This is a genomic window from Helicobacter sp. 23-1044 (assembly GCF_053654695.1).
This window is the reverse complement of the sequence record NZ_JBSIUQ010000005.1, coordinates 74,105-90,173: the sequence shown is the minus strand read 5'-3', so window position 1 is coordinate 90,173 and position 16,069 is coordinate 74,105. Positions and strand designations below refer to the sequence as shown.

The following is a 16,069-nucleotide window of genomic DNA, read 5'->3' as shown; positions in this document are numbered from 1 at the left end:
TTTGCGTTGTCGAGTGTTTGTTTCATTTTGGTTTCTCCTTTTTGATTAAATTTCTCATAAACCCGCGCGAATCGACAATCCCCGCGAATCTATAAAGGGCGAAATTGTAGTGAAATTTTGATAAAAAATGCAAGTTTGTTTTTTTGGATGATTACTTCGCTTCGCTCGTAAATTCTACGAATTGCCACGATTTGCTTTGCAAGTCTCGCAATGACAAAACGAACATAGATTCTGCGATTTTCGTATAAATTTCGCAGAATCTCAAATCACGCTAGATTCTGCGATTCGCGTGAAAATTCGCATAAATTTCGCAGAATCTCAAATCACGCTAGATTCTGCGATTCGCGTGAAAATTCGCATAATTTTCGCAGAATATTGCAATTTATTTAAACTTTATTTAAATTTTTATGCTATAATGCGACATTTTATCAAAGGGGTTTTTGGTTATGAAAAGGATGAAAAAGTCGATAATTTCCGCCTGTGTGCTGTTTTCGCTAACTTCCGCACTATTCGCAGAATCTGCATACACTTTACGCAAACGCCCTAGCACCGCGCCTAGTGCCACGAAAAGTGCGCAAACTCGCCAAGCACCGCAAAGAGTGCAACGCACCACACCAAAAGCAACGCAAAATACGCAAAATCAATCGATGAGATTACGCAGAAACGCGCAGAATCTCAACACAAAAACCACCCCCAAAACGCAGAATCTACGCATCACAAACACGCAAAACCCACCCTCCACAAGCACGCAAAATCTACGCACTGCCACGCAAAACACTCGCGCCACTCGAAGTTTATCAAACGCCATTAGCACCACAAAAGGCGCAAGTGCTAGCACCATCACTTGGTCCTCAATCGGCGGGACGGCACTTGCAGGGGGCGTTGGCGGCGGGATTTATGCGCTTGTAAAACCGGATGAAAAGAAAGATAGCGCGACAAGCACTAGTGCGCCAAATCCCACACCACTGCCATTTTACAACCCGCCAAAGGTGAGACTTGGCGTAGTTGATTCAGGATATAATCCAAATCAAATCGCGCAACCTGACAAAAACTTCTACAATGTCGGTGGCGGCGGGCAAAATGAACCATCTCACGGCACAAATGTCGCAAAGTCCATTCGCGCACATAACGCAGAATCTGAAATGTATATGTATAGCGCAAGGTGCGGGAAAAACGGCATTTGCCCGACAAATGCAATGTATCAAAATCTTTATAAAAACGATGTGAGAATTATCAATGGTTCGTGGGGCGCGATGGTAAATACAGGCGGGACAAATACGCCTGTTGGGACGCTGAATTATTATTACACAAATCATTTTTATTACAATATGGCAAAGGAAGCGGCGAATAATAATCGCATTTTTGTATTCGCTGCGGGCAATCAAAGTTCGCGCCACGCGAATATGCAAAGCACAATGCCCTATGTGGTAAATGCGACAAGAAATCACGCAAATTTTGATAGAAAAGTGTGGGAAAACTCACGGCGCGGGTGGGTTGCCGTGACGGCGACTGCTCGGTGGAATAACTTGCTAGATACGCGCTATGCAAACTGGATAGGCGAGGAAGCGAAAAATTGGGGCATTGCCGTAGCACCGCATAATGTCGGCATTGGGACTTCGTATTCCGCCCCTGTAATCACAGGAATGCTTGGCAATATTTGGAATCAGTTCCCTTGGATGGATAATCATTTGGTTACGCAGACTTTATTCACCACTGCGGATAAATACACAATTAACAATACAAATAATTACAAAGGCGGAGGCGATAAGTGGCATAAGGGCGTAGTTACGGATGGTCCAAATAAAAAAGTCGGTTGGGGTGTGGCAAATCAAGCGCGTGCTTTGAAGGGTCCTGCGAGATTTGATACGCGCCTTTTGGTGTCTAGCGATAATGGCAAAGTGCAGGTAAATTTTGAGTGGCAAAACTATGAAAATTTAAATCAAGTAACTTTTGGTAACGATATCGCAGGTGATGCGGGACTACATAAATTAGGCAGTGGCGCACTTTATATGAGTGGGAAAAATACCTACACTGGGGAAACTCACATTGATGATGGGACGATTATTTTATCAAATGCGCTGACAAACTCAAAAGTGACGATAAACACGCAAGGCGCACTTTTCACGCAGAATCTTGCGTTTTTACCAAGTGGCACAACTCAACCAAACTCCGTAACTTTGGGGACACAAAATAGCGGTTATACGCTCACAAACTACGGATATTTTGGCGTTTTGAAAGATACGACTTTAAATGGAGATTACATAAGCAAGGGCAATGCCTCCACGCTAGGACTTGATGTGGATGCGAAGTTAGATGTGAAAGGTAGCGTGGATATGAGTGGCGGGAAGTTCGCATTTCACTCGCTATCCACCATTCCAAGTAGCAGTTACCAAACCAAAACTTTGCTTACCGCAAATGCTGTGAATAATTGGAATGAGAAGTGGAGCGTGGCGAGTGATTCAAGTGCGTTTTTACGCGTGAGTGGGGCAAAAATAAATGATAATAAAAATTTAAGCGTGACTTACAGGCGCGACTCTACAAATGGCGTTCTTACTCGCGCGATGGGTTACGCACCGCAGAATCTGCAAAATGTCGGGCAGGGCATTGATGCTGTGTTTAATAAACTATCGCGGAAAAAGCGTTCATTAGATTCTGCGGAAGATTCTGCAAAAGTGGCACAAATCGCAGAATCTACCGAATTCGCAGAATCTAGCGCAGTTATTGACGCAGAATCTGAGATAGATTTTTATAATGAAGCACTTGCACTTTTATCCATCCCGCTAAACCAAGCAGAGCAGGCGGTTACAAGCACGAGTGGGGAGATTTATGACTCAAATTTAAGCATTACACACAAAAGCGCAATGCTCTTAAATCGCACGATTGCAAGGCGACTTTACCAAATACACGATAGCAAAAAAAGTGGCATTTGGGCGGATATCGCCTACGCACGAAGCACATTGCAAGGCGATGGATTTGCGAGTGGTAAAATCACTCAATACGCCATAATGACGGGACTTGATGGCATTTATGATGCCAAAAATAGCGCGTTTGGCGGGGGCGTAATTTTTAGCGTGGATAGGGCAAGGGGCGATTTTGGCGCGGCAGGAAATAGCGATATGCTATCTTACGCACTTTCGCTCTATGGACTTGTATCTTATGAGGATTTTTATATGCTAGCAAGGGCGGGTGCGGGACTGCACGATACTAGCGTTATGCGAAAACTGCTCTTTGGCAGTAATGCGAACTTGCAAAATAAGCAAAAAGATATGTCTTATCACGGATACATTGAGATGGGTTATAACTTTAATGCAGGATTTTTTAGACTGACGCCATTTATCGCGTGGGAGGAAGACTTCCTAACGCGTAAAAAAGTGCAAGAGAATGGCACAAATGGTAGCAATTCAAGTTTTGCCCTAACCATCGATGCGGCGAAGTATCGGGTGAGTTCGGCGATTTATGGTGCGAAGGGATTTTTGAAATTTGGCGAGTTTAAGTTAGAGTATAGCGCGCTAAATATGTATGCGCCCACGCAAAATAGATTTTTATCAAAGGCGAGTTTTAGTGGCAATGGCGGGTCGCAATTTACAAGCGGTGGCATTCCACAAGCGAAAAATTTGGCGTTTGTAAGTCTTGGGGCGAGTTATGCCTTTTCAAATCTCATCTTGCGCGGGGAGTATAGTTTGTCAATAAATCCCGACACGAAAAGGAAAATCGAAGATGAGATTATAAATCTAAATTTAAGGTATGGATTTTAGATTCTGCGAAAATCGCAGAATCTAATTAAGATTTAAATCGCAGAATCTAGTGCAATTTTTTGGGATTTTTGGCGATTTTAAAGCAATTTTTTATGATTTTTTATATTTTTTTTGCGGAATTTAGATTCTGCTAAATATGGAGTTAGTATGAAATGGGAAGCAGGGCAGGACTTTATCGATAGATTGCGATTTGGTGTGATTAGCAAAGATAAATATAGGCGATTTAGGGCGGGGGTTCGCATCGCGCTTGGCAGTGCAAAATCTAGCGATTATCGCAATATTTGCGCTACGCACAGCATTTATGGTAAAATCTACTATCCATTTTATAATCTATCCGCACAAATGGGGGGGGGGGGGGAATCGCCCTTTATAATGAGTTTGGCGAAAAACTAGAAGTCTTTTTTATCCGCAATATTCATAACTCAAACGCCGGACTAAGACGCTCACGGCGCATTGTGTGGGATAATTACGACTTTGGATTAAAGAGGCATTTTTACACGGGGCATTCAATGTTGCAAACGATGGGACGCCCTACAAATCGCTACGGCGCACTTGTAGAATCTGAAAGTATCGCGCCTAGCGAATATAAAATTTTTAAAGAGCACAAGGGATTAGAAAAAGATTTTGATTTGATTTTTACTTATAGCGCAAGGATTTTGGATACGCTACCAAATGCGCGATTTGTGCCATTTGTGGCGCAAATTTGGAATGAAGATTCAATCGCGCCTGACTTGCATACCAAAAAGAGCAAAAATATAAGTTTTTTGAGTAGTGATAAGATTATGTGTGAATTGCATAAATTTCGCCTTGATTTGGCATTGCGTTGCAAGCGCGAAAATCTCTGCGACACCTTTGGGCGATTTGACGGCGGTGAGTATGTGAAAAATATCAGCGATACGCTCAATGACTACCGATTTACCATTTGTTTGGAAAACGACATAAGTCCATATTATTTCTCCGAGCGACTTACTAGCGCACTTGCAGCGCAAACTATCCCCATTTATTTGGGTGCAACGGAGATTGATAAGTTTTTCAATACTGATGGCATTATCCAAATCACCACAAAAAGCGACATTAAAGAAGTCCTAAAACAATGCACACCGCAAGAATACGAGCGCAGACTCCCAGCAGTGCTAGATAACTACAAACGCGTAATGGAGCAATACACAAGCAAAACGGATTATTTATGGGAGCATTATTTGGGGAAATGAGGGCGTAGATTCTGCGATTTTTTCGCAGAATCTAGCACAATTTTTGCAAAATCTAATTGCAGAATCGCAGAATCTAGCGCAATGTTTGCAAATTCGCAGAATCTCAATATTCCACCAGCGCGTAATAATCGCTCTCCCCAAGATACTTTGCATCGCTCAAAAATGCGCTATATCGCCTAAATTCGCTCTTTGGAAGCAAAATATAAAAACTCCCCTCCTTTGCCCTTAAATCCGCCGCAAACGCCTCAAACTGCCCATCTTTGAGATGCTCTCCAAAACTATAATGTTTATAGTATTTCCGCTCAAACGCCGGCACATAGGCGATTAACTGATTGTTTGTTAGCAAAAGTTTCGCGCCATTATTTTTAAACGCATTTAAAACAAGCGCATTTGTCGCCTCACCGCCTATTTTCATTTTTCGCTTGTATTCGCCTTTTATGACGCGCTCTTCGCTAAAATGCGCCACAATCAAACCGCCCACTACAAAAATCACAAAAATCGCCCCGACTTTTTTATACAAAAATGGCAAAATCCTCAAAATCACCTCAAAATAATAAATCATTATCGCGCTAATTGCAATCATCATCAAAGGCAGTCCGCCTTGCAAATTCCGCAAATCATAACTCAAATGCGTCCCCCAAAAGACAAAATACACAATCGAAGCAACACCCAAAAATCCAAAAATTCTATTTTTTATCCCAAGTGCCAAAATGCAAAGGCAAAAGAGTTGCGCGAACTTTTTATAGCGCGAAATCGCTTCATCAAATCGCTCAAAATATCCATTGCCAAGGTAGATTCTATGCCAAGTGTATTCGATATTTGTGGCGGGAGTGTTTAAAATGATTTTTTTATAAAGTGCGATAATCACCCAAGGTGCAAGAAAAGCGATGATGATAAAAATATTTAATATGATATTTTTGCCAATTTTGCGAAAAAATACTATTAACAAAAGCACATAAATCCCGCACCAAAATAACCCGCTTTGCTTGATTTCCGCGCTAATCCCAGCGGCAAAACTACCCAATAATAAAAATGCGCTAGATTCTGCGAAATTTATATGATTCGCAGAATCTATGACAGAATTTGCGCTAGATTCTGCGTTTTGCGCTAAATTCGCAGAATCTGCGTTTTTTAACAGCGCATTTGCCTTAATCAAAAGCAACGCAGAGATTAAAATCATCATCGCCACGGGCATATCCACATATCCCACATAAAATTCCCCGCTCCACCGAAAAAATGTCATATAAATCATCACGCAAAGTGCGATACCAAAGCAATTTGTGTTTAAAAAATTAGCACCAAAAATCTCGCCATCTTTTAAAATAAACAAACTTGCCACCGCCCCCACAAACATAAAATACCAATAAATCGCCACGCCGACGCCTTGAAAAGTCGATATTTGCGAACTTGCCACATATCCAAGCGACAAAAGCATTGGATAAAGTTGCGAGTAACCGCCCTCATTTAGGATAAATCGCCCCCTTGCCCACTCGCTTCCCCACCTATCCCACGAGACCACCGCATCCCACGCCCAAAAAATATCCGCCTTCAAAACTTTATTTAAAAAATAAAGTGCGATTAAAATGCTGATTGCAAATAAGATTTTTTCAAATCTTGTGCCTTTTTGCAAAATCTCATTTGGATTGATATTTGCGTAGATTCTGCGCCAAAACAAATATAAAAACACCAAAATTTCTAACGCAAAAATGCCAAGCACCACAAATTGCGTATAAAGTTTAGCAGTAACTAGCGCGTAAATTAGCACAAAATTAACACACAAACTAATCACAAAACTAAACACAATAAAAAACGCCACGCTAAAAAAGCGAATTTTTTTCGCCCTTTCAAGCACACCAAAAATAATACCACCCGGCAAAAACACCGCACTAAAAAATGACAAAATCGCAAAAATCATAATTCCTCCCTTTTATTTAATCTAAAAATTTTGCCCTAAGTCTAAAAATAAAAAATCTCTGCACCAAAAAACTAATGGCAAAGATTCCTGCTTCGCAAAATGGTTTTACCAAAATCTCGCTAATCCCGCTATGCGCGCTAAAAATAGCGATACTTTTCATAGAGATTAGCATTAAAATAATCGTTAACATTACATAAGATAGCATTTCAACCCACATATTGCCCTTACTTTTAAAGACAAATTTTTTCCCAACGATGAAATTAAAACTCCCCGCAACAATGCGTCCGCAAATCATCGCCCAAAGCAAAGAAAATCCCACCACAAAGCAAAACACAAACACCACATAATCAATTAGCGCGGTTAAAAGCGAGTTTCCAATATGCCGAAGCAAAACACAATAAATACTCAAACTATCAAAGATGGGATTAAAATGCGAACTTGCATTATTGTCAATGTAAATGGTTTTGATTGAGATTTGCAGGATTTTCACATCGCTATTTGCCGCTAAAATCAGCATTTGCATCTCAAACTCATATCCATTTTGTGGCAAGGAAAGCAAATTTTTGGCAAATGGAATATTAAATGCGCGAAGTCCGCTTTGCGTGTCTTTTATGTGTTTGCCAAAAAGTATTTTAAATGCGAGTGCTGTGAGTTTATTGCCAAATTTTGAGCGAAATGGCGTTTTAGATTCTGCGCTAAAACTTCGCACGCCGATGGCAAAATCAGCATTGTTTGCCAAAAATTTATCGCGCAAATTTAGCACATCTTTGATACTATGCTGCAAATCGCAATCCATTGTGATAATGCAAGAAGCATTTGGAAAAGCATTTATCGCATAATTTATGCCATTTTTTAGTGCCGCACCTTTGCCTAAATTTACCGCATTTTTTAGCACAATCGCAGAATCTAGCGCATTAAAAACGCAACCAAACGCACTTGGCGAACCATCATTTATGACAATCACAATAAAATTATATTTTTTCAAAGTGGAAGCAAGGGCGATTAACTCTTTGCTTGGTTTGTATGCTGGGATTAGCGCGATGGCGGAATGTAGATTAGATTCTGCGATTTTTGTGGGAAATGGCGCAGATTCTGCGATTTTTGCAGAATCTAAATTATTTTTTGTGATTTTCGCAGAATCTAAAATCCGCGAATACTTATTCTGCCCCCCCCCTATTTGTCATTTTAAAATTCATATTTTGCTCCAAATAAAAAATGCAAAATTCTAGCAAAAAATTTTAATATTTGCTAAAATTTCGCACTAAATTTTACAAAAAGGACAAATATGAAGTTTTTTTATATCAAGCGAAGTGAAGGCAACATCGCGCGAAATAGCGCATACGAAGCAAAATTATATCTTTTTGGCATTCCGCTAATTTCTAGATTGCAAATAGGGGGGGGGGCAGAAAGGGAAAAGTTGCATTTTGTTATAAAATCTTTGGCATCCCACTTTTCCAAAAATTCTCACGCAAAACTTTTTGCTTAGCGCACTCTCTAAATAGCGATATTGGCGAATACATCGCCACAAATGACAAAATCAAAGAGCATATTTTGCAATTGGTGGCAAACTTGTCATCGCAAGATAGAGATTTTATCATCCGCCAAATTGCTCGCATTTTAGAGACGCACAAATCGCAAAATCCAATCATTTCAAACCTTACGCAAGATGAAATCAAAGATTTGACAAAAATTTATTGGGAATTTTTCCAAAATATTTTTAAGATTAGCGAAAATCTCTATTATTACAGCGGATATTTTCTACCAATCAATCACTTTGAAATTAGCGTATTTTGGCATAAGCACAATCTTTTGAGACTTAAAAAGCAGACTTTGGAAATGATAAAAAGCAAAGATTTTATCGATGTGGGCGGATTTATAGGCGATAGTGCGATTATATTTGAGAGGGAATTTTGCGATAAAAATATTTATTGCTTTGAACCCACGAAAATAAATTTTAACTTAATGCAGCAAACCATCGCGCTAAATAATTCAATGCGAATAATCCCCATAAACAAAGGTCTTGGCGCAGAATCTACGGAGATGACGATAAATATCGCAGGGTCAAGTTCAAGCATTTGCTTTGAAAGCGATAGCAAAGAAAGTATCGAAATTGCCACGCTAGATGAGTTTGTAAGAGATAGGCAAATCGAAATTGGATTTATAAAAGTAGATATTGAGGGATTTGAAATGGAGTTTTTAAATGGTGCGAAAGAGACGATTGCCACGCAAAAACCAGCGATGTTAATTAGCATTTATCATCAAGCAAAAGATTATTTTGAGATAAAACCGCTGATTGAACGCTGGGATTTGGGATATAAATTTAAGATTTGCAAGGGAAGTGATTTTAGTTTGGTCGCCGAAACCGTGCTTTTGTGCGAGATTTTGTAGATTCTGCGATTTATGCAGAATCTCGTGAGGAATTTCGTAGATTCTGCGTTTTTCGCAGAATCTGGTGTGGGATTTTAGATTCTGCGAAATGATTTAAATTCGCAGAATCTTAGACTTTTACTTTGTTTCAATCAATTTTCTCCCAATTTTGCGGATTATAAATATCGCCCCTAACTTTCCAAACCGCCTCTTTTGCGTATTTATCTTTTGGATTTTTATTACCTTGAAAATATTTGGGATGAAAATGCACCACTTCCCTATTTTGCGGATAATTTTTCAGCGGATTTGGCGGGACTTTTTCACACCCGCCAATATATTCGCAAATCAAACTTGCCACATCGCTATTTATCATTAAACGCGAATCGCTTTTCATTTCGCCCCTAGCGTGCGGATTTTTCACTAGTAGCAAAGTATCGGTGTAATATCCGGGGAAATTATTCCCTGCGATTTTTAACTGCGGGTATGAATCCGCCCTCCCGTGGTCGCTCACAATAACAATCATCGTCCTATCATAAATACCTAAATTCTTTAATTTATCGATAAATCGCCCAATCTCACGCATCGCACACACTTCGGAGTTATATTTCCCCCAAAACATTTTTGGGATTAAATCCCTGTATTTTTGAGGTAATTTCGCCTTTGGATAGAGAGTGGGTAGGCAAGAGATATCATCCACCACAAAACTATCGTGCGTTAGTCCGCTTGCGATAAATTTTAGCGTTGGTTTATTTGCCCCAAGTGTGACATTATCGATGATTGTGCCAAGTTGCGAAATGTGGTGCGTAGCAAGATTTAGCGAGTGTGAGGATGCTCTAACCTCACCAAAGTGAATGCGCCACCTCGCTTCCTCAACTAGCAAAATCCGTGTGCGAAGCGAATATGGCGCATTTCGAAAAATCCCATAAGATAGCAAAGCATCCACATTCAAATCCGCCTTAATCTCCGCCAAAATATCCGCCAAAGCGAAATTATGCGTTTTTTCAAATGCGGTTTTGTAGTAATGATTATTTGTTTTCATCGAAAAATTTGGATTTGCGAGATTTTTGGTGATATTTGCTTCATTCACCGCATAGATGTCAAAATCCACGCGAAATCCCTTTTGCAAAAAATTAGAAGCGATATTTATGATAGCACTATCCCTCTCACTCTCCAAATCCGCCACGCCACGCGCATTTATTTGATACGAACTAAAATAGTCCCCACCAAAAACGCTAGGCAAAGAAGTATGCGTAAAACTCGATGCAGTCGTAGTATTATCGTAATGAATAAATCCATCTAGCATCGTTAGCAATGCAGGATTTTCCTCTTGCAAAATCTTAAAATGCGACCCGGTGAAGGCATCTAACATAAATACGATAATATTTAAACCATCCTTTGAAAACGCAGAAAAATGTGGATTTGGATTTTGTAAAATTGCAGAATCTGCGGAATTTTTGGAGTTAGATTCTGCGATTTTTGAGGCGTTTTGCGCTAATAAAATTTGCGATAATGAAATAAATGACAACGCCACAATGCTTAAAAACATAATTTTTATCCCTTTTAAAAATATATGCTTTGCAAAATATAGCACCAAAAACATCGCCACACAGGACAAAATTCCAATTGCCAAATCGATGAATTTATTATTTTTATGATAAATTTTGCTCGTATCTAAAAACATCATTTGCTCCATCGCTCCGTAATCGCCCACCAGCACGAAGCAATAAACAAACCCAATGCTTAAAACCACGCAAAATGCGAATGTGCCGATTTTCAAAAGTCTTGTTTTGTAGAAAAAACTCGTGGTGTAGATGATTGCACCGCTTGTGAGGATAAAAAATCCCGCTAGCGCGCATAAAGTCGAGGTCGTCTGCGTGGCGTCAAACTGCGTCACATCGCTTGAATACAGCGCAAATGGCGAGAAAACGCAGATTAAAAAGCAAATATTTAAAATCGCAAAGATGGAAATATCGCGGTAAGTTTTGTAGTCTTTGTCGCTCAAATCGCCGTGCGATGGGAAAATCGCACAAATTAGTTTGTGTGGGAATTTGGGATTTGGGGGAGATTCTGCGGATTTTTGGGGAGATTCTGCGAAATTCGTGCGATTCGTAGAATCTCGTGTAAAATTTGAAATTTTCGCAGAATCTAGCGCAGAATCTGTGTTATTTTTGCGATTAGATTCTGCGATTTTCGCAGAATCTTCGTTATTTAGCGCACCGCGCCATTCTCTCTCTCTCTCTCTCGTGGCGTTTCATTAAAATTCTCATCGAAAGTCTAAAAAATCTCATTTGCAAAATCCTAATTTGTGAAATTTAAAAGATGAAATTGTAGCAAATTTATCCCAAAAATAGTGCCATTTCATCGGCTAAAAAGTAGTTTGTGGCGTAGATTTTGCCGTTTTTGGTGCGAATCTTATCGCTGTCAAGCAAAATTTTTAAGCGATTTTGATTTGTGATTAGCGCGGGATTCACGCCTACTTCGCTACGAAATCCCAAAAAGATTTTTTCTAATCTTATGTCGCTTTGGCTTAAAATCTCGCACCGCACGGACAAAGGATTTGCCAAATACGCGCCAAAGTCGCTTTGCTTGTAGATTCGCGCCACTTGCAAATCGCCTTCAAATCGCGTCCTTTTGCCAACCGCCCCAAGCCCCACGCCGATATAGTCGTGGTAAGCCCAATAGCCCAAATTGTGGCGACTTTTTTGCAAGTCATCACGCGCAAAGTTTGAGACTTCGTATTGCGCAAATCCATTTTGCTCTAAAATCGCTTTTAGCTCGTAGCATAGGGAGGATTCGCGTGTGGGATTTTTGCCATTTTCAAAAAATGCGGAGTTTTTATCAATGCTTAATGTGTAGCAAGAAATATGTCCCACGCCCAAATTTAGGGCAGATTCAAGCTCGAATCGCAAGCGTTTAGGCGAATCCAAAATCGTGTCATAAATCAAATCAATGCTTGTTTTCACGCCACATTTTAGGGCGGATTCGATGAATTTTCGTGCGATTTTTGGGCTATGAGTGCGCTCCAAAAGGCGCAGCTTATCATCGCAAAAGCTCTGTGCGCCGATACTAAAACGATTTACCCCCAAATCTTTAAATGCGCGTAGCGTGGCGGTGCTTGAAACATTTGGGTTTAGCTCCATTGTGATTTCGGTGTTTGGGGCGATTTTTGGCTCTAAAATGCGAAAGATTCGTTCATAATCGCTTGGATTCAAAGTATTTGGAGTGCCGCCGCCTATGTAAATGGAGTGAAATTTTTGGATTTTACCCACCCCCTTAATCCCCCTCCGCAAGGGAGGGGGAGAATTTGATTCAATCTCCGCAAGGGAGGGGGAATTAACTACAAGTCCCTCCCCTTGCGGGAGGGATTTAGGGTGGGGTATAAAGTTCGCAAGGGAGGGGGGATTTTTGGATTCTGCAAATTTTACAGATTCTGCGTTTTTCGTGCGATTCGCAAAATCTGCCCCCAAATCAATTATAGTATTTGCGGTAGTGCTTTCGTTGCTTTTGGTAAATTTCGGGCGCGAGACTAGACTAGCGGTCTGCGAACGCCCAAAATTTGCCAAATCTGCGAAATGATTACCCAAAGACGAATTGTCCCACGAATCCATCTCATTTTGCAAATCCAAACACAACGCATCCAAATATTTTTGCTTAAAATTTAGCATATTTGTCATCGAGTTAAACCCGCAGTATCCGCACTTTGACGCACAAAATGGTATGTGAATATAAAGCAACATTTTCGCATTCTTAATATTTTTTTTACGAAAAATTTTATAAAATCCGCTTTTAAAAATCAAATTTTATGGATAAATCAAGTGAATCTAAATGAATACCGCCCAAATGTCGCCGCTGTAATATTATCAGAGCGATACCCCGAAGTGTGCGAATTTTTCATCGCAAAGCGGTGCGATATGAGCAAAAAAAAGTGCATTTGGCAATTTCCGCAAGGGGGGATTGACGAGGGTGAATCGCCGCAAGAGGCGTTATTTCGCGAGTTAGATGAAGAGATTGGCACAAATAAAGTTGAGATTTTAGCGCAATATCCGCAGTGGCTATCCTACAACTTCCCACCTGCCGTGATTAAAAGCAAAATGTATCCATTCAAAGGGCAAAGGCAAAAATATTTTTTAGTGAAATTAAAAAGCGACTCTACAATCAATCTAACCACGCAAATACCGGAGTTTGATAGCTATAAATTTGTCCCGTTTGAAAGCGTGCTAGAAAATGTCGTGTATTTCAAACGCAGAATCTACAAAAAAGTGCTAGAATATTTCAAAAAAGAGGGGTATTTTTAAATGTTAATCGTGCAAAAATTCGGCGGGACTAGCGTTGGCGACTGCGAGCGCATTCAAAATATCGCAAGGCGCGTGGTTGAGAGCAAAAAAGATGGCGTAAAACTCGTAGTTGTAGTCTCAGCAATGAGTGGCGAGACAGATAAGCTAATCGCCTACACAAAGCATTTTAGCGCGTTGCCAAATGAAAGAGAAGTCGATAAGGTTTTAAGCACCGGTGAGAGCGTGACAAGTGCGCTTTTGGCGATTGCGCTAAATGAGCTAGGGCATAAGGCGATTTCGATGAGTGGGCGCGTGGCGGGGATTTACACAGATTCAGCGCACACAAAGGCAAAGATTAAGGGCATTGAGACGAGCAATATTTGCAAATATTTGGACGATGATTTTATCGTTGTCATCGCGGGTTTTCAGGGCGTGGGTGATGATGGATTTATCACAACTTTGGGGCGAGGTGGGAGCGATTTAAGCGCGGTTGCGTTGGCAGGGGCGTTAAAGGCGGATATTTGCGAGATTTACACCGATGTCGATGGCGTTTTCACCACCGACCCGCGAATCGAAATAAACGCCAAAAAAATCGACAAAATCAGCTATGATGAAATGTTAGAACTCGCGTCTCTTGGGGCAAAAGTCTTGCTAAATCGCTCCGTTGAGATGGCAAAAAAGTTAGGCGTGAAAATCATCACACGCAATTCTTTCAATCACAATGAAGGCACAATTATCACAAACGAGGGGGAGATTATGGAGAAACCTATCATTTCTGGCATTGCGCTAGATAAAAATCAAGCACGAGTTAGCATTATCGATGTCGATGACAAGCCCGGCATCGCAGCGGAGCTTTTTAGCGCACTTGCGGAGGCGAATATAAATGTAGATATGATTGTCCAAACAATCGGGAGAGACGGCAAAACCGACATTGATTTCACAATCCCAAAGACGGACATTGAGCTATGCAAAAAGTTGCTAAATGACTACAAAGAAGTCGCGCAGGGCATCGAGTATGATGAAAGTATCGCCAAAGTCTCAATCGTAGGACTTGGTATGAAAAGCCATTCAGGCGTGGCGGGTAAAACTTTTAGCACGATGGCAAATGAAAATATCAACATTATGATGATTGGCACAAGCGAGATTAAAATCTCAATGATTATCGATTTGAAATACGCGGAGCTCGCCGTTCGCGCACTTCACAGCGCATTTGGATTAGAGAAATAATGCTTTTTGATTTGGCACTTAAAGGGCGAAAATGAGCGAAAATACAAATGTCCGCTTTGCAAATTGGACGCTTGGAGTGTTGCGAAAAGAGAATACTTTGGCACTCTCTTGGCTAGAAGAAATCCGCTATGAGTGGTGCAAGGTGGCATATCACTTCATCGATAGCGTGATTCACAAAGGTAGTTCGATTATTTTATGCACGGATTCAAAGCGCGAGTGGTTTGGCAGATATATTTTGCAACATATAAATATCGCAAAGTCTCGCCCGCTACTGCCGATTTTTTACATAAATAGCGTGGTTGAAAATAGCGTGGATTTAAACACGCAGTTGATGGAGGATATGTTTAATATCGCCTTTAAAAATCACATAGTTTGGTATATCGGGCGGACGGATAATCGCCTATCCACCCTTGCAATCGAGCATCAAAATAGTTTCATTTGGGCATTTGATAGCAACTTGCACACGGCGTTTCATTTAGATTCTGCGCCGGGCGTGGATATAAAACTCTTGCAACTTTATGATTTGCTAGATAAAAGTATCGATGCGATAATGTTTGGCGAGATAAATTATGAATGAAATAATCATCGCAAATGACATCTTTGCAAAGGTGCAGATTCTGCGAGATAGTATCCAAAATACGCGAATCTATCCCATTTCGCCTGATGAATTTAAAAAAGGCGAGTTTAAGATAAAGCACGCAAGGGAGGCGATAAATGAAAGCACAATCGCTGAATCTTCGCTAAAAACAATCATTTTAGTCGGCGAAAAGTTCAATATCGAAGCGCAAAACGCCCTTTTAAAAGTCCTGGAAGAATCACCGCAAAATGTCAAATTTATTTTGGTTACAAAATATAAAAGCGCGATTTTGCCGACAATCTTATCTCGTTTGCTGATTAAAAACGAGCGCACAAAAAGCGACATTTTGCCCTTTGCGCTTGATGTGTCGCGCCTAAATTTGGAGGGGATAATGGCGTTTTTGGAGGGATTTGGATTTGATGAGAAGCGAGAAAATATTAGGGCGAAAGTCGCAAGTCTGCTTTTTGCCGTGCGAGAAGCGGGACTATCGCTAAATGAGCGAGAACTAAACTGCTTTGATAAAGCGATAAGAGAGATTGAATCTTATGAACAACCAAAATATATTTTTTTAAAACTACTACTAATGCTTTTGGAGCACAATAAACGAGTGCGAAAATAGCGCGAGATTCTGCGTTTTTGGCGAAAAATCTCGCATTAGATTCTGCGATTTTGGCGAAAAATTACGCAAGATTCTGCGAATCGTGAAAAAATATGCGAGATTCTGTGATTTTTTGGCGAAAATT

16 protein-coding genes are annotated in these 16,069 nt (G+C 40.5%); 11 read left to right on the top strand and 5 right to left on the bottom strand.

The window, feature by feature from the left end; genetic code table 11:
- Positions 1-289: 289 nt before the first annotated feature.
- From ACWIUD_RS05920 to ACWIUD_RS05905, 4 genes are all read left to right on the top strand, one after another.
- Positions 290-547, top strand: coding sequence for a hypothetical protein (locus tag ACWIUD_RS05920; RefSeq protein WP_454147610.1), 258 nt, complete (start codon positions 290-292; stop codon positions 545-547).
- On the top strand, positions 447-3,755 hold the full coding sequence (locus ACWIUD_RS05915) for a S8 family serine peptidase (protein ID WP_454147608.1): 3,309 nt from the start codon (positions 447-449) through the stop codon (positions 3,753-3,755). Before ACWIUD_RS05920 ends, ACWIUD_RS05915 begins: the two co-directional genes overlap by 101 nt.
- A gap of 147 nt (positions 3,756-3,902) precedes the next feature.
- On the top strand, positions 3,903-4,148 hold the full coding sequence (locus ACWIUD_RS05910; RefSeq protein WP_454147606.1) for a hypothetical protein: 246 nt from the start codon (positions 3,903-3,905) through the stop codon (positions 4,146-4,148).
- A gap of 62 nt (positions 4,149-4,210) precedes the next feature.
- Positions 4,211-4,966: a glycosyltransferase family 10 domain-containing protein gene (locus tag ACWIUD_RS05905; protein ID WP_454147604.1), complete on the top strand. Its 756-nt coding sequence runs from the start codon at positions 4,211-4,213 to the stop codon at positions 4,964-4,966.
- Here ACWIUD_RS05905 and ACWIUD_RS05900 read toward each other — a convergent pair.
- From ACWIUD_RS05900 to ACWIUD_RS05890, 3 genes are read right to left on the bottom strand one after another with little or no spacing between them, the layout of a single operon-like run.
- The gene (locus ACWIUD_RS05900) at positions 4,951-5,073 is read right to left on the bottom strand and encodes a hypothetical protein (protein WP_454147602.1); all 123 of its coding nucleotides are present in this window, start codon (positions 5,071-5,073) and stop codon (positions 4,951-4,953) included. The genes ACWIUD_RS05905 and ACWIUD_RS05900 overlap by 16 nt on opposite strands.
- Positions 5,070-6,881 (bottom strand): hypothetical protein, encoded by a 1,812-nt coding sequence (locus ACWIUD_RS05895; RefSeq protein WP_454147600.1) that lies wholly within the window; start codon positions 6,879-6,881, stop codon positions 5,070-5,072. The genes ACWIUD_RS05900 and ACWIUD_RS05895 overlap by 4 nt, the downstream gene beginning before the upstream one ends.
- 16 nt (positions 6,882-6,897) lie before the next feature.
- Positions 6,898-7,866: a GtrA family protein gene (locus tag ACWIUD_RS05890; protein ID WP_454147598.1), complete on the bottom strand. Its 969-nt coding sequence runs from the start codon at positions 7,864-7,866 to the stop codon at positions 6,898-6,900.
- On the opposite strand from ACWIUD_RS05890, the gene ACWIUD_RS05885 reads away from it, so the two are divergent.
- On the top strand, positions 7,835-8,110 hold the full coding sequence (locus tag ACWIUD_RS05885; RefSeq protein ID WP_454147596.1) for a hypothetical protein: 276 nt from the start codon (positions 7,835-7,837) through the stop codon (positions 8,108-8,110). The two genes, ACWIUD_RS05890 and ACWIUD_RS05885, sit on opposite strands and share 32 nt — an antisense overlap.
- A gap of 331 nt (positions 8,111-8,441) precedes the next feature.
- Positions 8,442-9,269, top strand: a complete 828-nt coding sequence (locus ACWIUD_RS05880) for an FkbM family methyltransferase (protein ID WP_454147698.1) — start codon at positions 8,442-8,444, stop codon at positions 9,267-9,269.
- 127 nt (positions 9,270-9,396) lie between these two features.
- Here ACWIUD_RS05880 and ACWIUD_RS05875 read toward each other — a convergent pair whose 3' ends face one another.
- Positions 9,397-11,250: a hypothetical protein gene (locus tag ACWIUD_RS05875; RefSeq protein WP_454147594.1), complete on the bottom strand. Its 1,854-nt coding sequence runs from the start codon at positions 11,248-11,250 to the stop codon at positions 9,397-9,399.
- Positions 11,251-11,296: 46 nt separating this feature from the next.
- On the opposite strand from ACWIUD_RS05875, the gene ACWIUD_RS05870 reads away from it, so the two are divergent.
- A complete protein-coding gene (locus ACWIUD_RS05870) occupies positions 11,297-11,506 on the top strand; it encodes a hypothetical protein (RefSeq protein ID WP_454147592.1) in 210 nt (69 codons plus the stop codon).
- A gap of 78 nt (positions 11,507-11,584) precedes the next feature.
- Here ACWIUD_RS05870 and hemW read toward each other — a convergent pair whose 3' ends face one another.
- Positions 11,585-12,985 carry a radical SAM family heme chaperone HemW gene (gene hemW, locus ACWIUD_RS05865; protein WP_454147590.1) on the bottom strand — a complete coding sequence of 467 codons (1,401 nt, stop codon included), beginning with the start codon at positions 12,983-12,985 and terminating at the stop codon, positions 11,585-11,587.
- 69 nt (positions 12,986-13,054) lie between these two features.
- On the opposite strand from hemW, the gene ACWIUD_RS05860 reads away from it, so the two are divergent.
- Genes ACWIUD_RS05860 through ACWIUD_RS05845 form a run of 4 tightly spaced genes read left to right on the top strand, consistent with a single transcriptional unit; the run spans position 13,055 to position 15,945 of the window.
- Positions 13,055-13,543 (top strand): RNA pyrophosphohydrolase, encoded by a 489-nt coding sequence (locus ACWIUD_RS05860; protein ID WP_454147696.1) that lies wholly within the window; start codon positions 13,055-13,057, stop codon positions 13,541-13,543.
- Positions 13,544-14,749 carry an aspartate kinase gene (locus ACWIUD_RS05855; RefSeq protein WP_454136936.1) on the top strand — a complete coding sequence of 402 codons (1,206 nt, stop codon included), beginning with the start codon at positions 13,544-13,546 and terminating at the stop codon, positions 14,747-14,749. It abuts the gene before it with no gap.
- Positions 14,750-14,780: 31 nt separating this feature from the next.
- On the top strand, positions 14,781-15,326 hold the full coding sequence (locus tag ACWIUD_RS05850) for a HobA family DNA replication regulator (RefSeq protein ID WP_454136937.1): 546 nt from the start codon (positions 14,781-14,783) through the stop codon (positions 15,324-15,326).
- The gene (locus tag ACWIUD_RS05845; RefSeq protein ID WP_454147588.1) at positions 15,319-15,945 is read left to right on the top strand and encodes a DNA polymerase III subunit delta'; all 627 of its coding nucleotides are present in this window, start codon (positions 15,319-15,321) and stop codon (positions 15,943-15,945) included. The genes ACWIUD_RS05850 and ACWIUD_RS05845 overlap by 8 nt, the downstream gene beginning before the upstream one ends.
- Positions 15,946-16,069: the final 124 nt, after the last annotated feature.